Genomic DNA, 21,443 nt, shown 5'->3' on the forward strand with positions numbered 1-21,443 from the left:
GTCGATGCCCGACACCCCCGACACCCCTACCCGCCGGGTCGGCTCGACCTACCGGGTGCAGGTCCGCCCCGGCTTCGACCTCGACACCACCGCCGGCCTCGCCGGCTACCTGGCCGACCTCGGCGTCACCCACCTCTACAGCGCCCCGCTGCTCACCGCGACCCCCGGCTCGCAACACGGCTACGACGTCGTGGACCACCGGGCGGTCAACCCCGAACTGGGCGGCGAGGCCGCCCGGGTGCGGCTGGTGCGGGCGCTGCGCGCCGCCGGGCTCGGCCTCGTCGTCGACATCGTGCCCAACCACGCCGGGGTGGCCCGGCCGGCGGCCAACCCCGCCTGGTGGGACGTGCTGCGCCGGGGCCGCGACTCGGCGTACGCGCGCTGGTTCGACATCGACTGGGACCGGGGCCGGCTGCTGCTGCCCGTGCTCGCCGACACCCCCGACGCCCTCGACGACCTCAAGATCGCCGACGGGGAGCTGCGCTACCACGAGCACCGCTTCCCGATCGCCGACGGCACCGGCGACGGCAGCCCCCGGCAGGTGCACGACCGGCAGCACTACGAGCTGGTCTCCTGGCGGCGCGGCGACCGCGAGCTGACGTACCGCCGGTTCTTCGCCGTCGCCGACCTCGCCGGCCTGCGCGTGGAGGACCCGGAGGTCTTCGCCGCGACCCACGCCGAGGTCCTGCGGTGGGCGGCGGCCGGCGAGGTCGACGGCATCCGCGTCGACCACCCCGACGGGCTGCGCGACCCCGCCGGCTACCTGGCCCGGCTGCGCGCCGCCGCGCCGCAGGCGTGGCTGCTGGTGGAGAAGATCCTGGAGTACGGCGAGGAGCTGCCCGACTGGCCGGTCGACGGCACCACCGGCTACGACGCCCTCGCCGCCGTGGGCGGCCTGTTCATCGACGGCGCCGCCGAGGCCGACTTCACCGCCCTCGACGCCCGGCTCACCGGCCGGCACACCTCCTGGCAGGACCTCACCCACGACACCAAGCTGGCCGCCGCCACCCGGCTGCTCGCCGCCGAGCTGACCCGCCTCGCCGCGCTCGCCCCCGAGCTGGCCCCCGACTCCGCCCGCGCCGCCCTGGCGGAGCTGGCCGCCTGCTTCCCCGTCTACCGGGGCTACCCGCCGCACGGGGCCCGCCACCTAGCCGCCGCCCGCGCCGAGGCCGGCCGCCGCCGCCCCGACCTGGCCCCCGCCCTCGACGCGGTCACCCGCCGGCTGCGCGACCCCGACGACGAGCTGGGCGTACGCTTCCCGCAGCTGAGCGGCGCGGTGATGGCCAAGGGCGTCGAGGACACCGCCTACTACCGGTGGAGCCGGTTCGTCGCCCTCAACGAGGTCGGCGGCAGCCCCGCCCACTTCGGCACCCCGCCGGCCGAGTTCCACCGGTTCGCCGCCGCCCGGCAGGTCCGCTGGCCGGCGGCCATGACCACCCTCTCCACCCACGACACCAAGCGCGGCGAGGACGTCCGGGCCCGCCTCGCGGTGCTCTCCGAGCTGCCCGACCGCTGGGCCGAGCGCGTCACCCGGTGGACGGCCGCCGCGCCGCTGCCCGACCCGGCGTTCGCCCACCTGCTCTGGCAGACCGCCGTCGGCGCGTGGCCCATCGAGCGCGAGCGGCTGCACGCGTACGCGGAGAAGGCCGCCCGGGAGGCGTCGGTGGCCACCAGCTGGGCCGACCCCGACCCCGGCTTCGAGCGCGCCATGCACGCCCTGGTCGACCGCATGTACGACGACCCGGAGCTGCACGCCGAGCTGACCGCGTTCGCCACCGAGATCACCCCCGCCGGCTGGTCCAACTCGCTGGGGCAGAAGCTCGTCCAGCTCGCCATGCCCGGGGTCCCCGACACCTACCAGGGCACCGAGCTGTGGGACAACTCCCTCGTCGACCCCGACAACCGCCGCCCGGTCGACTTCGGCGTACGCCGGGAGAAGCTGGCCCGGCTCGACGCCGGCCTGCCCCCGGCGGTGGACGCGTCCGGCGCGGCGAAGCTGCTCGTGGTGTCGCGGACGCTGCGGCTACGCCGCGACCACCCGGAGCTGTTCGCCGGCTACCGCCCGGTGCCGGCGCACGGCCCCGCCGCCGCCCACGTCGTCGCCTTCGACCGGGGAGCCGCCGACCGGGGCGGCTCCGCTGCGGGCGCGGCCGGCGGTGGCGGGTTCCGCCCGGCCGGGGCGGTCGCCGTGGCCACCCGGCTGCCGCTGCGGCTGGCCCGCGCCGGCGGCTGGCGGGGCACCCGGCTGTCGCTGGGCGGCAACAGTGTTACCGACGTGTTCACCGGACGGGTCTACAGTGGGGCTGAGCTGCTGTTGGACGATCTGCTCGCCACTCTCCCCGTCGCCCTCCTCGCACCCACCGACTCCGTGGAGGCTGCCGCATGACCGAGTTCACCGTGTGGGCGCCCCAGGCCGCCCGGGTCCGGCTGCGGCTGGCCGGTGACGACGACCACGAGATGCGCCCCGAGCCGGGCGGCTGGTGGCGGGCCGAGGTGCCCGGCGCGGGCCCCGGCACCGACTACGCGTTCGTCCTCGGCGACGACGGCCGGGCCCTGCCCGACCCCCGCTCGTCCTGGCAGCCCGCCGGGGTGCACGGGCCGAGCCGGCGCTACGACCACGCCGCCTACCGCTGGGGCGACGCCGGCTGGACCGGCCGCCAACTGCCCGGCAGCATCCTCTACGAGCTGCACATCGGCACGTTCACCCCCGAGGGCACCTTCGACGCGGCGATCGAGCGCCTCGACCACCTCGTCGACCTCGGCGTCGACCTGGTCGAGCTGCTGCCGGTCAACGCCTTCAACGGCGAGCACAACTGGGGGTACGACGGGGTCTGCTGGTTCGCCCCGCACGAACCCTACGGCGGCCCCGACGGGCTGAAACGGTTCGTCGACGCCGCCCACGCCAAGGGTCTGGGGGTGATCCTCGACGTCGTCTACAACCATTTCGGGCCCTCCGGGGCCTACGCGCCGATGTTCGCGCCGTACCTGACCGAGCGGAGCAACACCTGGGGCCGCACCGTCAACCTCGACGGCCCCCACTCCGACGAGGTACGCCGCTACATCGTCGACAGCATCGTGATGTGGCTGCGCGACTACCACGTCGACGGCCTGCGCCTCGACGCCGTGCACGCCATGCCCGACACCCGCGCCACCCACCTGCTGGAGGAGATCGCGGTCGCGGTGGAGGCCCTGTCGACCCGGCTGGGCCGGCCGCTGTCGCTGATCGCCGAGTCCGACCTCAACGACCCGCGGCTGGTCACGCCCCGCGAGGCCGGCGGGTACGGCCTGCACGCCCAGTGGAACGACGACGCCCACCACGCCCTGCACACCCTGCTCACCGGGGAACGGCAGGGCTACTACGCCGACTTCGGCTCGCTGGAGTGCCTGGCGCAGGTGCTGACCGGCGGGTTCTTCCACGCCGGCACCTGGTCCAGCTTCCGCCAGCGCAGCCACGGCCGGCCCGTCGACCGGCAGCGCGTGCCGGGGCACCGCTTCGTGGCGTACCTGCAGAACCACGACCAGATCGGCAACCGGGCCACCGGCGACCGGATCTCCGCGACGCTCTCCCCGGCGCTGCTGCGCGTCGGCGCGACGCTGCTGCTCACCGGCCCGTTCACCCCGATGCTGTTCATGGGGGAGGAGTGGGCGGCCAGCACCCCGTGGCAGTTCTTCACCAGCCACCCGGAGCCGGAGCTGGCCACCGCCGTGGCCACCGGGCGCAGGCGCGAGTTCGCCGCGCACGGCTGGCCGCCCGGCGACGTGCCGGACCCGCAGGACCGGCAGACGTTCCTGCGCTCCCGGCTCGACTGGGCCGAGCTGGACAAGCCCGAACACCGCCGGATGTACGACTTCTACCGGCGGCTCATCGCCCTGCGCAAGAGCGACCCCGACCTGTCCGATCCCCGGCTCGACGCCGTCGACGTCCGGCACGGCGACCAGTTCCTGGTGATGCACCGGGGCGAGCGGATGGTGGTGGCGAACCTGGCCGGCCGGGCGCAGCGGATCACCCTGCCGGGAGTGGCGCGGCGGGTGCTGCTGACCACGGAGGAGGGCGTCTCGGTCACCCGTGACCGTATCGAACTCCCGCCGGAATCGGCAGCGGTGGTCGCCCTGTGAGGGGGAGCGGGGCTGGCTGGCATGATCGTCTGCTGATTAATGAGACGACACGCCGGACAATTTCTCCATAACCAGCAGACGATCATGTCAGCCTGCGCCTCCTCGGCAACCGGGGCCGCCCGCCCTCGTGATCAAGAGAAATGCGTCATCGTCGAGATCGACTCTGACGCTTTTCTCCTGATCACCGCGTTGTGCCTGACGGGACCAGGCGGCGACGGACACACCAATGTCGGTTCATGAGCGGTCAACGACATAGGTGCCGCGCCCGGTGGAGGTCACGACCAGTCCGCGGTCGCGAAGCAGTCGGATGGCGGCCCGGACGGTTCCCCGGCTGACTCCGTACTGCTGTTGAAGGTGGCTCTCGCTGGGCAGAGGCTGGCGCGGCTTGAGTTTGCCTGCCTCCATCTCCTTGGTCAGAAGCCCTGCGAGCTGTACGTAGAACGCCACCGGGGACATCTCGTCAACCATGTGTCGGACCTTAACGTGGGCGGCGTTGCAGATCCGACTCCATCGGTGGACCATCGGATCGCGCATTCGGGCTCGAACGAGGAAGTCAGGATCCCTCTGCCAGTTTTCCGGTCACGTAGGTTCCTTTGCCCTGTCGGCCCTGAAGCTCCCCGGTTATTTGAAGATGTTCGATCGCGCGTCTTACCGTTCCGATGGAGCAATCGTACTTTTCCGCGAGTTCCGGCAGGGAGGGGAGCTTGTCTCCCTCCTTGAGTTGCCCCGAGGCTATCGACTTCCTGATGTCGTTGATGACGACTCGGAAGGTCGGGATGTAGCCGCTCATCGCTCTAGTAGATCAGTCTGCACCGATGACCATGTCCAGTATGTCACTTCTTTCAACAGTGCTCACTCTGTCAACTCTGTCAGTAGAGTGGGCTGCGCCAGGATGGATCCTCAGCAAGGAGCGGTATGCCCAGATGGAAGTGGTACCAGCGCCCCGGTAGGCCCGTTGACTACGTGGCAGGTGAACCGAGCGGCGAAAGGCAGTCGGGCGACCCCCGACGGGCGCGGCGGGACCAGCCCTTGCCGCTGGGACGGGCACGTGAGGGCCGCAACCAGAGGTGGGCCGTGGCGCCTCCGCAGAGGCGACCAGGGTCATCGTTCGGGGCGGAAGCCCCGCAGCGGGATCTGCCGCCATCGAATCCCCTGATGCGCCGCCCTGACGGAGGCACCCATGCGCGGTGACGAACCTATGGTGAGCCGGGGCGAGCAGGCCGAGGAGGTTGAGCGGGAGGCGGCCAGGCAGCGGCTGCTCGCCTTGGCCGAAGCGGAGCGCGTACCCGTGGAGGACACCACGCGGGCGGTCCCCGACCGGCGGTGGCGGCGTGACCAGCGGTGAAGAGCCGATTGGTCGCCGGGTCGCCCGGTGGCGGGCGCGGCGGCGGCTGACCCAGCAGATGTTCGCCGACCGGCTCGGCCGGTCGAAGAGCTGGGTGGACAAGGTCGAGCGGGGCGTGCGCGCGCTCGACCGGTACGCGGTGATCCAGCAGGTCGCCGAGGTGCTGCGGGTCGACCCGCTGGTGCTGCTCGGCGAGCGCCGTAAGTCGTCATCGACCGGGGCCGGCCGGCTGGACGGGGTGGACGGGATCCGGGCGGCCCTGGCCCGCTATGACGTGCCCCATCCAACGGCGTCGGTGGCGGAGGTGGGGCGACACGTGGCGAACGCCTGGTTGACGTACCAGCACGCGCGGTACGCCCAGGTGGTGCGCCTGCTGCCTAGGCTGCTGCACGCCGCTCAGAGCGTGCGGGAGGCGCAGCCGGAGCTGCTGGTGCAGGCGTACCGGATCACGTCGTCGGTGCTGGTGAAGCTCGGCGAGGCCGACCTCGGCTGGCTGGCCGCCGACCGGGCGGTGGCCGTGGCCGGCGGCGATCCCGTGCTGGCCGGGGCGGCGACCATCTCGGCCGCCCAGGCGCTGCGCGCGCTGGGCTACGACCGGCTGGCGCTGGTGGCGGCGCTGGCCGCCGCCCACCGCATCGCGCCCGCGCCTGTGTCCGCGCCCACGTCCGCCGCCGAGCCGCAGACGTCAGGGGTGTCGGAGGCGGTGCCGCCGGCAGCGACGGCGGTGCACGGGGCGCTGCTGCTCCAGGCCGCGCTCGCCGCCGCCGGCTGCGGCGACGCCCACCGCGCCGGGGAGCTGACCGGCCGGGCCGCCGAGGTTGCCGCCCGGGTCGTCGCCGACGACCCGCACCGCACCGGCTTCGGGCCGGTCGCCGTTGAACTGGCCGAGGTGGTGGCGGCGGTCGAGCTGGGCGACGCCTCGGCGGCCGTGGTCCGGCACGAGCAGGTGGTACGGCGGGACGCGTGGCGGCTGCTGCCCGCTGAGCACCGCGCGGCGTACCTGGTGGACGCCGCGCGGGCGTACCTCCGGGCTGGCGACCCGGGCGGGGCCGGGCGGGTGCTGGTCGACGCGGACGGCGTCGCGCCGGACGAGGTCCGGTGCCGGCCGGTGGCGCGTACCGTGCTCGCCGAGGTCGCGTCGGCACGCTTGGCACCGGCCGGCGTGGCGCGCCTGGCGGCGCTGGTCGGCCTGTCCTGTTGACCGCTGAGGCCCGGTGGCCTCCGCGCACGCCGAGCGCCGCCCTCGCTGGGCCCGGCCGTGACCGCCCTGCGGCCCACGGCGCGTCACCTGCGTGACACCAGGCCGACCGGTAGCCGGGCCAGCACGCGGTGATGCCCCGGAAAGAGGGCTGCCGACCGGCTGCGGCCTGCAAGATCGTGCTCGATCACGGGGCGGGTGGCATCTCAAGCGGAGTGAGGCCACTCTTTCCCTGATCGAGTGTGGCCTTTTCCCGACACCGGCGCTCGACCCGACCGCGTGCCGACGAACGCGGCACAGGTCCCGTTTCCCTGGCCTCCGCCGAGGTCGGTCGTTGCGGTTATCCTGCGCCGGCGCGTCGGGGTCGGCCGGCGTCGGGGCCGGGTGGCAGCCACCGGGGTACGGGAGGGGGCGCGTAATGGTCGATGCGGCAGGCGTCGAGGAGTGCCGGGCGGTCGGCCGGCAGATGCTGGCGGTGGCGAGTGCCCAGCGGGACGCCGCCCTGCGGCGGCTGTCGCAGCTCGGCGCGGCCGATCCCGCGCTGCGGCAGGACGCCGCCGACGCGGTGTGCGCCTACCTGCGTACCCCGGTGGACGGCTCCGACGGGCCGGACGCCGACGGTCGGCGGGAGGCGGTGCGGGTGCTCGCCGGGCTACTGCGCTTCGGCGGAGACCCCGGCGCGTCGGCGGTCGGCGTCGACCTGGCAGGGGCGACCCTCGTCGACGCCGACCTCGGCGGCTGTGCGCTGGCCGGGGCCCGGTTCGACGACGCCCGGTTCCTCGGGACGACCTCGTTCGCCGGGGCCCGGTTCGCCGGCGAGGCGATCTTCGCCCGCGCGTTCTTCCACGGAGCGGCCCGCTTCGATGAGGCGCACTTTGCGGCCGACGCCGTGTTCGGGCGGGCCCGGTTCCGGGGGCCGGCCAGCTTCGCGGGCGCGGTCTTCGGCGGGATGGCCTGGTTCGGGCGCGGCGAGGAGGAGCTCTGGGAGGACGACCCGGCCTGGGACACCATCGAGGAGGTCCGGCCCGCCGAGTGGGACGAGCCGAACGAGGACGACCCCGGCTGGCCCGTGGCGGTGCTGATGGGCGACTACCAGGAGTGGACCGAGGGCGGCGACGGGGCCCGCTTCGTCGGCCCGGTGTCGTTCCGCCGGGCCCGCCTCGCCGGCCCGGCCTGGTTCTACAAGGCGCGCTTCGGCGCGGAGGCGACCTTCGGCGGGGCGTGGTTCGGCGGGCCGGTGCACCTGGACCAGCCGGCCGTGGACCTCACCGACGCGCGGTGGGCCGGCTCGGCCGACGACGAGCCGGTGTGCTGGCCCCTCGGCTGGACCCAGGGCCCCGCCCCGGACGGCGCGAACGGCCTGGCCGGGGCGGAGGAACTGGCCGCCGCGCCGGCCGGTCCGGAGGGTTCGGCCGCCCGGGGCGGCGGGGCGATGCTGCTGCCCGACGGCTCCGTCGCGCCGTACGCCCGCCAGCTCGCCGACCCCGACCCCGACGTGCGCCGGGTCGGCCTGCGGGTCCTCGGCGAGTTGGGCGACGCGCGACCGGAGCTGCGCCAGCGGGTCGTGGACGCCGTCTGCGGCTACCTGCGCGCCCCGTTGCCGTTCCCCGTGACCGGCGAGTTGACCGCCGCGCAGGCCGGCGAGGTGGAACTGCGCCGCGCCGCCCAGCGACTCCTCGCCGCACGCCTGCGCCCGGGGCCCGGGGCACCGGAGGAGCCGGGCAGGTCGGGCGGGCTAGGCGAGCAGGGCGGGCCGGTTTCCGGGGCGGTGCACTGGGCGGGCTTGAGCCTGTCGCTGTGCGGCGCGACCCTCGTCGACCTCGACCTCAGCGGCTGCGCGGTGGACTACGCCGACTTCACGGCCGCCCAGTTCCACGGCGTCACCCGGTTCGACGGGTCAACGTTCGAGGGGGCCGCGTTCCGGCTCGGCGGCTCCGAGGGGCGCGCCTCGTTCCACGGCGACGTCACCTTCGCCGGGGCACGCCTCGACAGGTTCCGCGCCCCGGCGGAGGTCCTCGGCGCGGTCGTCTTCCACGCCACCCACGACCTCCCCACCCCGTCCTGACCCCCGCCCCGACCCCCGTTCTTCGCGATCTTGCAGTTTCGGCCCCCGCATAACGGTGATAACGGGCGAACCGAGGGCCGCAAGTGCAAGATCGCGGCCCTGCCCGGCCCGGCCGGGCGGAGCGGGGGTGGGTATCGTCGCGGCGTGAAGGACGAGAGGGCCGAGGGGCTGTTGTTGGGGCGGATCTTCGGCGACCCGTGGATCGTCGACCTGCTGCGCCGGTTCGACTTCGACCTGGACCGGGTGGCCGACGGGCCGCCGGAGGCGGTGCACCTGCCCAACGGCGAGCCCCTGGAGATGATCGCCGGGGACGCCACGGGCGGGGCCTACCTGCTGGTGGGCACCGGCGACACCCGTCCCGTGCTGTACGTCGGCTCGGAGGGGGAGGGCGGGCTGATCGCGACCGACCTGCGCGCCGCGCTCGCCCTCGTCGTCGGGCTCTCCAGCGTCCACGACGCGACGTCGGTCCCGTACGGCGGCGACGGCGGCGCGCGGCTGCGGGAGTGGCTGGCCCGCGCCGACGAGGAGATCCGCGAGGACTGGCCGGAGCTGGACGCGGAACGGGCGCGGCTGCGGCAGGCGCTCGACCTGCCGGAGGCCGACGGGCTGCTGGAGGCGCTGCACCGCCTGGCGGCCGACGAGGACTACCGCCCGGTCAGCGACGCCGGTGACCGGTACGAGGCGATGGTCGACGCACCCGGGGCGTAGCCACCGGAGGGTGCCGACCCGTCGAATTCCCCGCGCGGTCAGGCCGTCGAAGCGCCGACCATCAGGCCAGCCCGTCGCCACCCGGGAAGGTCGACCCGTCAGGTCATCCCGTAGCCGAGTTCCTCGGCGGCCACCGACCAGAAGCGGTTCTCGTGGCCGACCGCCGCCGGGTCGAGCCGTCGGAACCGGTCGGTGAGCCGCTCGCCGACCGCCTCGAGGTCGTCGTCGGCGTCGTCGGGCAGCGCGTCGGCCTCGGCGCGGGCCGCCAGGTACGCCTCCGCGCAGGCGACGAGCGCGTCCAGCGTGGAGTTCACCGGCTCTGCGCCGTCGGCGTCGACGAGGGACACCGCACCCGTGGCCGGGTCGACGACGAGGCGGGACAGCCCTTCGTCCTCGGCGAGGACGACCCCGGTCGAGTCGGCGCGGGCGGCCGGGAGCCAGTCCCCGGGGTAGGGAAGCTGCTCCCCGAGGGAGCGCAACCGGGCGAGGGCGGCGTCGATCTCCGCGTCGGTGGTCGGCACCGGCCCACCCTAGCCTTGGGCGCAGGCCCGTCGGCCCGGGACTCCCGGGTCGGTCCCGGGCCCGGTCTAGGGGATCGGCCACTCGTGGACGGGGCGGTTGCTGTGCATCAGCTCCACGTAGTGGCGGACGACCTCGCGCAGCGCCTCGGGCCGGTCCAGGTGGTCGGCGGACTCCAGCCGGTGCAGGGTCTCCACCTGCCAGGTCGCGCCGTTGCGGCCGGTGAGGCAGCGCTGCTCGATGATCCCGAGCAGTCGGTCCCGCTCGGCCGGGTCGAGCCCCCAGCGGTCGAGGCCGTGGTGGGCCAGCGGCAGCAGCCGGCGCAGGACCAGCTCGGTGACCGGCAGGTAGCCGAGGCCGGGCCAGAACACCTGGGCGTCGATGCCGTGCCGGGCGCAGGCGTTGAAGTTCTCCTCGGCGGCGCTGAACGACATCTGCGACCACAGTGGCCGGTCCGACTCGGCGAGGGCCCGGACCAGCCCGAAGTAGAACGCGCCGTTGGCGACGGTGTCGAGCACGGTCGGGCCGGCGGGCAGCACCCGGTTCTCCACCCGCAGGTGGGGGCGGCCCTTGTACACGTCGTAGACCGGCCGGTTCCAGCGGTAGACGGTGCCGTTGTGCAGCCGCAGCTCGGCGAGCTTCGGCACGTCGCCCCGGGCCAGGGCCTCGGCCGGGTCCTCCGGGTCGCACACCGGCAGCAGCGCGGGAAAGTAGCGCACGTTCTCCTCGAACAGGTCGAACACGCTGGTGATCCAGCGCTCGCCGAACCACACCCGGGGGCGTACCCCCTGGGCCTTGATCTCCTCCGCCCGGGTGTCGGTGGCCTGCTGGAACAGGGGGATGCGGGTCTCGCGCCACAGTTCCCGGCCGAAGAGCAGCGGCGAGTTCGCGCCGAGGGCGACCTGGATGCCGGCGACGGCCTGGGCGGCGTTCCAGTGGTCGGCGAACTGCGCGGGGCTGACCTGGAGGTGGAACTGGGTGCTGGTGCAGGCCGCCTCCGGGGTGATGGTGTCGGCGGTGGTCGCGAGCCGCTCCACCCCGCTGATGGAGATCCGCAGGTCCTCGCCGCGGGCGGCGAAGATCTGCTCGTTGAGCAGTTGGTAGCGCGGGTTGGCCGACAGCGTCTCGGCGGTCAGGTGCTCGGGGCGCAGCGTCGGCAGGATGCCGATCATGACCATGTGCGCGCCGACGCCCCGGGCCTTGGTCTCGGCGGCGTTGAGGCTGGCCCGTACGTGTTCCTCGAACGCGGCGGTGCCCGTGCCGGCCAGCCGGCGCGGCGCGACGTTGATCTCCACGTTGAACTGCCCCAGCTCGGTCTGGAAACTGGGGTCGGCGATCGCGGCGAGCACGTCGGCGTTGCGCATCGCCGGCATGGACTCGTCGTCGACCAGGTTGAGCTCGATCTCCACGCCCGTCATCGGCCGTTCGACGTCGAAGCGGGACTCCCGGAGCATCTCGGCGAAGACGTCCAGGCACCGGTGCACCTTTTCCCGATAGCGCGCCCGGTCCTCCCGACTGAAGGTGCGCGCCCCGACTTCCTCGCCCATGGTCACCGCCCTGTCACCGTTGGTTCCCCCAACCTCGCACGCCTCGGCGACCCGGGGGAAGACCCGAAGGTCCCTCTACGTACCCACCTGCGGCCCGCGTGATCCCCGTCGCCTCCGCCTCCCGCGCCGTCGAGGTGTCGGACGGGCTGGCTAGCATGGCCGGCAACCGGTGGGGGAGACGATGCGCGAGAAGATCACGAAGCTGTTCGTCGCGGCGGCGATCGCCGAGGCGTGCTCCTGGCTGGCCCTGCTGATCGGCATGGCCGTCAAGTACGGGCCGCCGGGCAACGAGATCGGCGTGAAGATCTTCGGCCCGATCCACGGCGGCCTGTTCGTCGCGTACGGCGTGCTCGTGCTGGCCGTCGCCCGGCTGCACCGGTGGCGGACGTGGCCGACCCTCGTGGCGCTGGCCTGTTCCGTGCCGCCGTTCGCCACCCTGGTCTTCGAGCGCTGGGCGGCCCGCCGGGGCATGCTGCGCACCGCGCCCGACCCCGACCGCCCCCTCACCCCGGTCGGCTGACCGCCCGGCGTGCCCCGTGTCGGGTGCCGGGTGCCGCAAAGCCTCAGATGAGCAGGACCGCCGCGGCGACCACGAGGACCAGCAGTGCGCCCAGGATGGCCTGGAGCAGCAGCGGCGGCCCGAGGTGGCTCCACAGGGTGGCGTGGCGGGGGCGCAGCAGTTGCCCGGTGGTGAGGTTGACGATCTGCTCGACCCGGGGCGGCAGGTCCGGATCCTGCGGCTTGAGCGTGATCTGCACCCAGTCGGCCGGGTGCAGCGCGCTCTGCGCCAGGTGCCCGTGCAGCTCCACCTCGCACAGCTGATCGTTGGAGTCGCGCAGCCGCAGCGGGGTGACCAGGAACTCCGGCCCCTTGCGCAGTTCCTTCCAGGTGCGCCGGGCGCCGCCACCGCCGCTGGACAGCAGCGAACGGAACGCCAGCAGCAGCAGCCCCATCACGCTGGCGGCCGTGACCACGGCGACGAGCACGGGCTGGCCGATCTTCAGCTCACGCGGATAGCCGTCGAGCAACCGGACGACGCGGCCGGTGACGATCCGCTGCGTCGGGCGAGCGATCCGCCGGTAGTCGAGGTCGCCGTCCATTGTCCACCACCGAGAGTCGTTCACCACGGAGAGTCCGATTCGCTGCACCGATCGTATCCGGCGGCGCGGCCGAACGACATGAATGAACGCGAGTCATGTTCGTGGCGCGCTTGCGTACGGGACCGCCGGGTGAGGTGACAAGGCGACCGGCGCGGGTAAGCGGGGGGCCGAGCCGGAAAGGGGTCGAGCATGCAGCTGTCCTTCCTGCGCCCGCTCTACGACCGTCCCGGGCCGTGGTGCTCGGTCTACCTGGACGCCTCCCGGGACACCCACGACGCCCGACCCGCGCTGGACCTGCGCTGGCGGGCCCTCAAGGGGCGACTGCTGGAGCAGGGCGCCGACGCGCCGACCGTGGACGCCGTCGAACGGGTCGTCCGCGGCCACGACCCGATGGCGGGCGACTACGGCATCGCCGTGTTCGCCACCCGGGGCCGCGCGGTGCTCACCGAGTACCTGTCCGCCCCGCCGCTGCGGGACCTGGCGACCGTGTCGGAGCTGCCGCACACCATGCCGCTGCTCGCCCAGCGCGGCGAACAGGTCGCCTGGGTGCGGGTGCTGGCCGACCGCAGGGGCGCGGACGCCGTGGCCGTCAGCGCCGGCGGGGTGCCCCGCCGCGCCCACGTCACCGGCCGGGAGGACTTCCCGCTGCGCCGCGTCAGCCCGGGCGGCTGGTCGCAGTCGCGCTACCAGCGGGCCGCCATGGAGGCCTGGCACCACAACGCCGGCGACGCGGCGGCGGCCACCGTGGAGCTGGCCGAGAAGGTCGGCGCGGAGGTGGTGGTGGTCGCCGGCGACGTGCGGGCCACCGGCATGATCGCCGCCCAGCTGCCGGAGCGCTGGCAGGACGTGCTGGTGCGTACCGACGCCGGGTCGCGGCACGCCGGGGCGGACCCGGCGCTGATGGACGACGTCACCGTGCAGACCATCGCCGAGGTGGCCGACCAGCGGGTCACCGCGACGCTGGACCGCTTCGGCGTGCAGGAGGACGTCGGGGCGGGCCTCGACGCGGTCGTGTCGGCGCTGCGCCGCAACCAGGTCGACACGATGCTGATCGTGGACGACCCGTCGTCGACGGCGCAGCTGTGGGTCGGCCCCGAGCCGACCGACATCGCCACCGACCCGGGCCAGCTCACCGCCGTGTCGGTGGCCGACCCCCGGCGGGTACGCGCCGACGCGGCCCTGGTCCGGGCGCTCGTCGGCACCGACGCCGAGCTGACCGTGCTCGCGCCGGACGAGGCGCCCGAGCTGACCGACGGGGTGGGCGCGGTGCTGCGCTACGTCGACGCCGCCACCCCCGGCCGGTCACATGGCTGAGCGTACGGTCGCCGACCTGGTGGTGGAGCGGCTACGGGCGTGGCGGGTGCCGCGCGCCTTCGGGTGCCCGGGCGCCGCCGTAGCCCCGCTCGTCGCCGCCCTGGACCGTGCGGGCGGGGACCCGGCGTTCGTCCCCGCCCGGCACGAGGAGACGGCCTCGTTCATGGCCAGCGGGCACGCCAAGTTCACCGGCGAGATCGGGGTCTGCCTGGCCACCCAGGGCCCCAGCGCCGTGCACCTGCTCAACGGCCTGTACGACGCCAAGCTGGACAGCAAGCCGGTGGTGGCGATCGTCGGCGAGGACATCGGCGGCCCGCTCGGCGGCGCCCACGAGGAGATCGGCCTGAGCCGCCTCTTCGGCGACGTCTGCAACCAGTTCGTCCGCTACGGGCGCACCCCCGGTCAGGTGCCCGCCGTGCTGGACCAGGCGTTCCGCACCGCCGCCGCCACCCGCAGCCCCACCTGCGTGGTGCTGCCCCGCGAGTTGCAGGTGGCCCGGGTGCCCGACCTGGTCCCGCAGTTCGCCGGGGTGATGTCGGCGACGCCGGGGGAGCCCCTGGCGCGGGTGCTGCCGCACGACGCCGACCTGGCCGCCGCCGCGTCGGTGCTCGGCATCGGCGACCGGGTGGCGATCCTGGTCGGGCAGGGCGGCCACGGCGCGGGCGACGAGATCGTGGCGCTGGCCGACCGGCTCGGCGCGGGGGTGGCCGCCAGCCTGCTCGGCAAGCCGGTGCTCGACGAGCGGCTACCCTTCCACGCCGGGGTGCTCGGCGAGGTGGGCACCACCGCCGCGGCCCAGCTCATGGGCGGCTGCGACACCCTGCTGCTGGTCGGCACCAACGACCCGTGGACCGACTACTATCCGCTGCCCGGCCAGGTCCGCACCGTCCAGATCGACATCGACGGCCGGCGGATCGGCAACCGTTACCCGGTGGACGTGCCGCTGGTCGGCGACGCCACCGAGACGCTGCGGGCCCTGCTGACCCGCGTTGCGGACCGGCCCCGGCGGGCGTGGCGGGAGACGGTGGAGGCGTCGGTGGACCGGTGGCGGCAGGCGGCGGCGGCCCGCGCCGCCGAGCCCGCCGGGCCGGTCAACCCGCAGCTCGTGCTGCACGAGCTGTCCGCCCGGCTGCCACGGGAGGCGGCCGTCGCCGTCGACGTCGGCTCGGTCGTCTACTGGTACGCCCGGCATCTGGAGCTGCCACCCGGCGTCACCGCCCACCTCTGCGGCACCCTCGGGTCGACCGGCTGCGCCCTGCCGTACGCGGTGGCGGCGAAGCTCGCCCGCCCCGACCGGCCGGTGCTCGCCCTCGCCGGCGACGGCGCGATGCAGCTCAACGGGCTGGCCGAGCTGATCACGGTGGCCCACCACTGGCGGGAGTGGCCGGACCCCCGGCTGGTCGTGCTCGTGCTCAACAACCGGGACAACTCCGGGGTGGGCGACGGCCGCCCGCCGGCCGGCGTGGCCGGCCGGCGCCCCGACGTCCCGTACGCCGGTTGGGCCCGCCTGCTGGGCCTGCACGGGGTCCGGGTGGACCGGCCGGAGCTGGTCGGCGCGGCGTGGGACGAGGTCCTCGCGGCGGACCGGCCGAGCGTGCTGGAGGCCGTGGTCGACCCGACCGTCGCGCTGCGCCCCCCGGAACCGGCCCTGGCGGACCTGCGCGGCCTGTTCGCCGGCGGCGACGCGGCCCGGCAGGTCCGCGGGCGGATGCTCGACAACCGGGTCGCCGTCGAGGCGGAGGACCTCGTGTAGCCCGCCCCGGGCCAGGGCGCGTGACCCACCTACGGCACGCCGGGCGGCGTGGCGGTCTCGGGATTCCGGGGGCCGCCACGCCGCCCGCGCGTACGCCCCGGTCCGGCTCGCGGTCCGGCTCCGGACGACCCGCCCAGCGGGCACGCGCGAGGGCGGACGCCCCGTTTAGACCCCATCGGGACGGGAAGCCGGGCCGCGTGGTGAGCGAACGAGGCGGGTCCGGACCGGCGCACACGGTGCGCCCGGACCTCACGGCGGACGGGGCCGGACTTGCCGGCGACCGGGTGATGACGGCAGGCAGCACGGCCCGGATCATGGTCGCCGCCGCGGTGCGCGCCCTGCGCGGGGAGGACTGCGCCGACCTGCGGAACCCGGGCGTGCCGTCCCGTTTCCCGGGCGCCCCCGAGCCGGTGCGCCGGGGCGCGGCCGTGCGGGCGGCCGGGCGGGTCGCCCTCACCCCCGACCAGGCGGCCGAGGTCGACGCCGACCGGGTCGCCCGGTGGATCGTCGACCAGTACCCGCGCCGGTGCTACCCGGGCGTGGTGCTCGGCTCGCCGCACGGCGCGGCCGTGCACCTGGCGGTCGCCCTCGGGGTGCCCTGGCTGCCCGCCGCCTTCGAGACGACGGTGCACTGGGGCGGCGGCGCGGTGGACCGGCCCGGCGCCGCCCTCGACCACGGCGCGGCGCTCGCCGGCCGGCTGCTGGCCGGCAACCCGGACGTGCACGTGCGCCAGGTGCACTGCCCGGCGAGCCGGGGCCCGCTGTCCGGGGCGACCGTCTCCCTCACGGTGCGCTGGCAGTCGCTGCCGACGGCGTACGCCCGGTTCCTCGCCGACCGCCTCGCGCCCGGCGCCCCGGTGCTGCTGCTGCGCGACGCCCGCACCTGGCCGGTCTACGACGCCGGACGGGGGCACAGCTTCCAGGCCGGCTCCCCGGCCAGCGGCCTGGACCCGGTGGACTTCCACCCGGACTCGCACGTCCTGCGCCAGGTGCTCCGCTGCGTCGGCGGCGACGGGGCCCGTTGGCAGCCCCCGGAGGTCTCCTGCCCCCAGGGCTACGCCGAGCACGGCGTGGAGCCCGGTTTCGAACTCGCCGTCCGGGACTGGGCCGGGCGGCGGGGCAACGACGTGCACCGGGTGCTCTTCCCTCGGCCGGAGGCGCTCAGCGCCGCCGTCGCCGACCTGTACCGGGGGTGGCTGCGGCGGGCCGGCAAGACCGGCGACCGCCTCGTCGTGGAGTGCGGGCGGCTGCTCGACCCGTGGCAGGTGGTGCGGGCGGGACTGGTGCCGTACTGGTGCGAGAACGCCACCCGGCGCACCGTCGACGCCGCCGAGTGGTGGCTGGCCGGCAGCGAGCCGTTCAGCTCCGTGGACGTGCTCCCGGAGTCGCCGGGGATGCGCTCGCCGGCTCTCGCGGGCCTGCCGCAGTGGCTGGCCGTCGCCGCCTTCGGCCGCCGCCGCCGGGCCCTGGACCGCACCGCCGCCCGGGGTTACCCGGTCGCGCCGGTGCCGACCCGCCGGGCCACCGAGGTGCTCCGCGCCCAGCCGTACGACCTGCCGGCGCCGCCGCCGCTGCCCGCCGCGACCGCCGTCGAGGCGTTCCGGGCCGGCGGCGCCCGGCACGGCCTGGTGGTCGGCTGACCGGTTCGTCCGCCGTGCCGCCGGGCGTCCCGGGCGGCGTGCCGCAGTCGGTCGTACCGACCGGCCGAAACATCCTCGCGAACCCGGGCCGGCGTGATTGAGTACCTACGGAGCGGGAACACCGCTGGCTGCGACGGCCGGGCAAGGCTGCGCAGCCCGCTGTCGCCGCTCCTCGACGGATCCCGTCATGTGACCCACTTCCGGCCCGGTGCGTGGCTCGACCACGCGCACGTCCGGTTTCCCGACCCGGGCGGGGGACCTTCCTGAGGGAGGCGCGGATGTTCGGACAGCCCAGCACGACCACGGCACCACCCCCCACCGACCGGGGGCTGGAGGATCTCGACGCGGCGGCGCTGGCGTACGCGGCGCGGATCGAGGGCCTGCCCCCCGAGCGGCGGCAGGAGGCCCGCGACGACCTGGTGCGCTTCGCGTTGCCGTTCGCCGGGCGGCTCGCCCGCCGCTACCGGGGTCGGGGCGAGCCGCTGGAGGACCTGGAGCAGGTGGCCCGGCTCGGGCTGGTCAACGCGGTCGACCGGTACGACCCGGAGCGGGGCTCGTTCACCGCGTACGCGGCGATCACCATCGTCGGGGAGATCAAACGCCACTTCCGGGACCGCACCTGGGGGGTGCACGTGCCCCGCCGGCTGCGCGACCTGATCCTGGAGGTGGGGCAGGCGACCGCCGCGCTGACCAGCGAGCTGTCCCGGGCCCCCACCGTCGCCGAGCTGGCCGAGCGGCTGGAGACGCCGCAGGAGGAGATCCTCGCGGCCCTGGAGTCGGCGGCCGGCTACAGCCCGGCCTCGCTCAACGCGCCCGTCGGCGGGGAGAGCTCCGCCGAGTTCGGCGACCTGGTCGGCGAGAGCGACAACGCGTTGGAGTCGGTCGACGACCGGGTGACCGTCAGCGGGCTGCTGCACCGGCTGCCCTGGCGGGAGCGGCGGATCCTGGCCATGCGCTTCTACGGCAACCAGACCCAGGCCGAGATCGCCGCCCGGTTCGGCATCTCCCAGATGCACGTGTCCCGGCTGCTGTCGCGGGCGCTGACCTGGCTGCGGCAGGCGATGCTGGCCGACGCCCCGCCGCCGTGGCAGAACGGCCCGGCCGAGACGGAACCGGCGACGAAGCGCCGGTGAGGCGCAAGGAAGGGCCCCCTGTCGACGCCTGAGGCAGAGAGGGGTGCCCTTCTCACACCCCGGAGCCCGTCACGTGGGCGGGCTCAGTGCTCCGTCGAGTTGCCACGGCTGTGCGGGTGCCGCCACCGCTCGTTCTCCTGCGGGGCCCGCCGCCCCGCGTCCGGCCCGCCCGGCTCCGGGGCGTCGGACTCGTCGAAGCTGGGCCGGCGGACCTCCTCCGGCTCCGGCACGTCCACCGGCCGGGCGCCCGACTGCGGCGCCGGCTGGTACTCGACGGCCTCCCGGGCGCCGTGCGCGCCCTCCGCCGCCGGTGACTCGGGCGCGTGCCGCTCGTGGTGCATCTCCGAGGCGAAGCTCTGCGGCGGCTTCGTGGTGCGCTGGGGCAGGTCCCGGCCCAGGTCGGAGACGAGGTGGCCGTACTTGGCGTCGAAGGCGGGGCGCTCGGAGCGGATCCGGGGCATCCGGTCGAAGTTGCGCAGCGGGGGCGGGCAGGTCGTCGCCCACTCCAGCGAGTTGCCGAAGCCCCACGGGTCGTCGACCGACACCATCGCCCCGTACCGCCAGGACTTCCACACGTTGTAGATGAAGAACAACGTGGACGCGCCGAGCACGAACGACCCGACCGTGGAGATCATGTTGAGCGTGGTGAAGCCGTCGCCGGGCAGGTAGTCGGCGTACCGGCGGGGCATGCCCTCGTTGCCGAGCCAGTGCTGCACCAGGAAGGTGGCGTGGAAGCCGACGAACATCGTCCAGAAGTGCAGCTTGCCCAGCCGCTCGTCGAGCAGCCGCCCGGTCATCTTCGGGAACCAGAAGTAGACCCCGCCGAACGCGGCGAAGACGATGGTGCCGAACAGCACGTAGTGGAAGTGCGCCACCACGAAGTACGTGTCGGTGACGTGGAAGTCGACCGGCGGGCTGGCCAGCAGGACCCCGGTGAGCCCGCCGAGCAGGAAGGTGACCAGGAAGCCGACGGCGAACAGCATCGGCGTCTCGAAGGTGAGCTGCCCCTTCCACATGGTGCCGATCCAGTTGAAGAACTTCACCCCGGTGGGCACGGCGATCAGGTAGCTCAGGATGCTGAAGAACGGCAGCAGCACCTGGCCGGTGGCGAACATGTGGTGCGCCCAGACGCTCATCGACAGCACGGTGATCGCGACGGTGGCCAGCACCAGCCCGGTGTAGCCGAAGATCGGCTTGCGGGAGAAGACCGGGATGATCTCGGTGATGATGCCGAAGAACGGCAACGCCACGATGTAGACCTCGGGATGGCCGAAGAACCAGAACAGGTGCTGCCACAGCATCATCCCGCCGGTGGCGGGGTCGAACACGTGCGCGTCGAGCAGCCGGTCGGCGGCCAGGGCGAACAGGGCGGCGGCCAGCAGCGGGAAGACCAGGATCACCAGGACGCTGGTCAGCAGCATGTTCCAGGTAAAGATCGGCATCCGGAACATGGTCATGCCGGGGGCGCGCAGGGTCAGCGTGGTGGTGATCAGGTTGACCGCACCGAGGATGGTGCCGAGGCCGGAGATGGCCAGGCCGACGATCCACAGGTTCCCACCGATGCCGGGGGAGTGCTCCATCCGGCTCAGCGGCGTGTACGCCGTCCAGCCGAAGTCGGCGGCCCCGCCCGGGGTGGCGTAGCCGCCGACGACCAGGGTCCCGCCGAACAGGTAGAGCCAGTACGCGAAGGCGTTGAGCCGGGGGAACGCCACGTCCGGCGCGCCGATCTGCAACGGGACGATGTAGTTGCCGAACGCGAACACCAGTGGCGTCGCGAACAGCAGCAGCATGATCGTGCCGTGCATGGTGAACGCCTGGTTGTACTGCTCCGGGGAGAGGAACTGCAGGCGCGGCCGGGCCAGCTCGGCCCGCAGCAGCAGGGCCAGCACCCCGCCGATGAGGAAGAAGACGAACGAGGTGACCAGGTAGAGCAGGCCGATCTGCTTGGCGTCGGTGGTCCCGATCAGCTTGATCAGCTTGGCCCCGGGCAGGGCCGGGCGGACCGGGCCGGGAAAGCCGCCGAAGCGGGCCGGCGCGAGGATCGCGGGCCCCCGGTCTCGGGCAGGCTCCGTGGTTACCCGCTTGGGCATGCTTCTCACCCCGTCGTGGCGACAGAAAGGGACGGGCGTGCCTACCCGCCCCTCTCCCTATGTAACCAGGCGAGAGCGGTAATTTCGGTCAATTCGCGGGTGGGCGGGTCTCCGCCACCGTGAACACGACCGCGTTCACCGACAGCCGGGCGACACGGCGGGGTCAGGTGGCGGGCAGCATCGCCCAGACCACCTTGCCGTCGACCACCGGCGCGCTGCCCCAGCGCTGGGTCAGCTCCCGCACCAGCAGCAGGCCCCGGCCGCCCTCGGCCCGCAGGTCCGTCCGGGTCGCCGCGCGGGCCGCGGCGCGGCTGCCGTCGGCAACGGCCAGCTGCAGGTACGGCCGGCGCAGGGTCAGCGTGACCTGCATCGGGGTGCCGGCGTGCCGCACCACGTTGCCGACCAGCTCGCTGAGCACCACCGAGGCCGGGCCGACCAGCTCCGGCAGGTGCCACCGGCCGCAGGCGTCGGCGACCAGCTCCCGGGCCCGTCGGCACGCGCCCGCCACCGGTTCCAGGCGGACCCGCAGCCGGGGCGCGGCGGCGGCCCCCGCCGTCCGGGCCGCCTCGGCGCAGTCCCGCTGCACCGGCAGCCCCCGGCACACCCTCGACTGGGTCAGCCAGCTGGCCGTTCGCGCCGGTGGCGCGCAGAGCACGACGGGCACCGCCGGCCAACCGGCCGCCTGGCGGGCGGCGGCGGCGAAGACCGACAGCGCGAGCCCGTCACGGACGGTGAGGTCGTGGAGGTCGACCACCAGCGCGTCCGGCTGGGCGGTGAGGCAGCGGTCGAGCACCCGGTGCACCGTCCGCATGGTCGCCAGGTCGAGCGCGCCGGCGATGCGTACGACGGTCACGGGCGACTCGTCGCGGACCTCGCAGGTGATCCGGCTCGGCATGCGTGGTCCTCGTTTCCGTC

Annotated in this window: 18 protein-coding genes; 11 read left to right on the plus strand and 7 right to left on the minus strand. The window is 74.4% G+C overall.

What is annotated here, in order from left to right; all coding sequences use genetic code 11:
- The first annotated feature begins 4 nt into the window (after positions 1–4).
- Both treY and treZ read left to right on the plus strand, forming a co-directional pair.
- Positions 5–2,386, plus strand: a complete 2,382-nt coding sequence (treY, locus tag LPU61_RS30415; RefSeq protein WP_229406865.1) for a malto-oligosyltrehalose synthase — start codon at positions 5–7, stop codon at positions 2,384–2,386.
- Entirely contained in the window at positions 2,383–4,116 is a 1,734-nt protein-coding gene (treZ, locus tag LPU61_RS30420) for a malto-oligosyltrehalose trehalohydrolase (protein WP_229406866.1), read from the plus strand. The genes treY and treZ overlap by 4 nt, the downstream gene beginning before the upstream one ends.
- 234 nt (positions 4,117–4,350) lie before the next feature.
- Here the strand turns inward: treZ and LPU61_RS30425 are convergent, their stop codons facing one another.
- Both LPU61_RS30425 and LPU61_RS30430 read right to left on the minus strand, forming a co-directional pair.
- The gene (locus tag LPU61_RS30425; RefSeq protein ID WP_043968696.1) at positions 4,351–4,584 is read right to left on the minus strand and encodes a GntR family transcriptional regulator; all 234 of its coding nucleotides are present in this window, start codon (positions 4,582–4,584) and stop codon (positions 4,351–4,353) included.
- An 85-nt stretch (positions 4,585–4,669) separates the two neighbouring features.
- Positions 4,670–4,906, minus strand: coding sequence for a GntR family transcriptional regulator (locus LPU61_RS30430; protein ID WP_082106744.1), 237 nt, complete (start codon positions 4,904–4,906; stop codon positions 4,670–4,672).
- 390 nt (positions 4,907–5,296) lie between these two features.
- Here LPU61_RS30430 and LPU61_RS30435 point away from each other — a divergent pair, with 390 nt between their 5' ends.
- The 4 genes from LPU61_RS30435 to LPU61_RS30450 all read left to right on the plus strand — a co-directional run bounded on the left by LPU61_RS30435 (position 5,297) and on the right by LPU61_RS30450 (position 9,432).
- Positions 5,297–5,461: a hypothetical protein gene (locus LPU61_RS30435; RefSeq protein ID WP_199486169.1), complete on the plus strand. Its 165-nt coding sequence runs from the start codon at positions 5,297–5,299 to the stop codon at positions 5,459–5,461.
- Positions 5,448–6,662 carry a helix-turn-helix domain-containing protein gene (locus LPU61_RS30440; protein WP_229406867.1) on the plus strand — a complete coding sequence of 405 codons (1,215 nt, stop codon included), beginning with the start codon at positions 5,448–5,450 and terminating at the stop codon, positions 6,660–6,662. Before LPU61_RS30435 ends, LPU61_RS30440 begins: the two co-directional genes overlap by 14 nt.
- A gap of 415 nt (positions 6,663–7,077) precedes the next feature.
- Positions 7,078–8,724: a pentapeptide repeat-containing protein gene (locus LPU61_RS30445; RefSeq protein WP_229406868.1), complete on the plus strand. Its 1,647-nt coding sequence runs from the start codon at positions 7,078–7,080 to the stop codon at positions 8,722–8,724.
- A 144-nt stretch (positions 8,725–8,868) separates the two neighbouring features.
- Positions 8,869–9,432, plus strand: coding sequence for a hypothetical protein (locus tag LPU61_RS30450; protein WP_229406907.1), 564 nt, complete (start codon positions 8,869–8,871; stop codon positions 9,430–9,432).
- Positions 9,433–9,530: 98 nt separating this feature from the next.
- Here the strand turns inward: LPU61_RS30450 and LPU61_RS30455 are convergent, their stop codons facing one another.
- Both LPU61_RS30455 and LPU61_RS30460 read right to left on the minus strand, forming a co-directional pair.
- The gene (locus LPU61_RS30455) at positions 9,531–9,953 is read right to left on the minus strand and encodes an SUKH-4 family immunity protein (RefSeq protein WP_229406869.1); all 423 of its coding nucleotides are present in this window, start codon (positions 9,951–9,953) and stop codon (positions 9,531–9,533) included.
- Positions 9,954–10,019: 66 nt separating this feature from the next.
- On the minus strand, positions 10,020–11,498 hold the full coding sequence (locus LPU61_RS30460) for a glutamate--cysteine ligase (protein ID WP_229406870.1): 1,479 nt from the start codon (positions 11,496–11,498) through the stop codon (positions 10,020–10,022).
- Between the two features lie 181 nt (positions 11,499–11,679).
- Here LPU61_RS30460 and LPU61_RS30465 point away from each other — a divergent pair, with 181 nt between their 5' ends.
- Complete coding sequence (locus tag LPU61_RS30465; protein ID WP_229406871.1) at positions 11,680–12,018, plus strand: DUF3817 domain-containing protein; 339 nt, start codon at positions 11,680–11,682, stop codon at positions 12,016–12,018.
- A gap of 43 nt (positions 12,019–12,061) precedes the next feature.
- Here LPU61_RS30465 and LPU61_RS30470 read toward each other — a convergent pair whose 3' ends face one another.
- The gene (locus tag LPU61_RS30470; protein ID WP_229406872.1) at positions 12,062–12,598 is read right to left on the minus strand and encodes a hypothetical protein; all 537 of its coding nucleotides are present in this window, start codon (positions 12,596–12,598) and stop codon (positions 12,062–12,064) included.
- 189 nt (positions 12,599–12,787) lie between these two features.
- Here LPU61_RS30470 and LPU61_RS30475 point away from each other — a divergent pair, with 189 nt between their 5' ends.
- The 4 genes from LPU61_RS30475 to LPU61_RS30490 all read left to right on the plus strand — a co-directional run bounded on the left by LPU61_RS30475 (position 12,788) and on the right by LPU61_RS30490 (position 18,438).
- Positions 12,788–13,912, plus strand: a complete 1,125-nt coding sequence (locus LPU61_RS30475) for a Vms1/Ankzf1 family peptidyl-tRNA hydrolase (RefSeq protein ID WP_043968705.1) — start codon at positions 12,788–12,790, stop codon at positions 13,910–13,912.
- The gene (locus LPU61_RS30480) at positions 13,905–15,665 is read left to right on the plus strand and encodes a thiamine pyrophosphate-binding protein (RefSeq protein ID WP_229406873.1); all 1,761 of its coding nucleotides are present in this window, start codon (positions 13,905–13,907) and stop codon (positions 15,663–15,665) included. The genes LPU61_RS30475 and LPU61_RS30480 overlap by 8 nt, the downstream gene beginning before the upstream one ends.
- 287 nt (positions 15,666–15,952) lie before the next feature.
- Positions 15,953–17,305, plus strand: coding sequence for a hypothetical protein (locus tag LPU61_RS30485; RefSeq protein WP_229406874.1), 1,353 nt, complete (start codon positions 15,953–15,955; stop codon positions 17,303–17,305).
- A gap of 278 nt (positions 17,306–17,583) precedes the next feature.
- Positions 17,584–18,438, plus strand: a complete 855-nt coding sequence (locus LPU61_RS30490; RefSeq protein ID WP_043968709.1) for a SigB/SigF/SigG family RNA polymerase sigma factor — start codon at positions 17,584–17,586, stop codon at positions 18,436–18,438.
- An 83-nt stretch (positions 18,439–18,521) separates the two neighbouring features.
- On the opposite strand, the gene ctaD is transcribed toward LPU61_RS30490, so the two are convergent.
- Together ctaD and LPU61_RS30500 are read right to left on the minus strand one after the other, a co-directional pair.
- Positions 18,522–20,528 carry a cytochrome c oxidase subunit I gene (gene ctaD / locus LPU61_RS30495; RefSeq protein WP_229406875.1) on the minus strand — a complete coding sequence of 669 codons (2,007 nt, stop codon included), beginning with the start codon at positions 20,526–20,528 and terminating at the stop codon, positions 18,522–18,524.
- A 163-nt stretch (positions 20,529–20,691) separates the two neighbouring features.
- Entirely contained in the window at positions 20,692–21,423 is a 732-nt protein-coding gene (locus tag LPU61_RS30500) for an ATP-binding protein (protein ID WP_043968711.1), read from the minus strand.
- Between the last annotated feature and the right edge of the window lie 20 nt (positions 21,424–21,443).

Origin of the sequence: Micromonospora sp. NBRC 110038 (genome assembly GCF_020884815.1) — a bacterium.
GTDB lineage: Bacteria > Actinomycetota > Actinomycetes > Mycobacteriales > Micromonosporaceae > Micromonospora > Micromonospora haikouensis.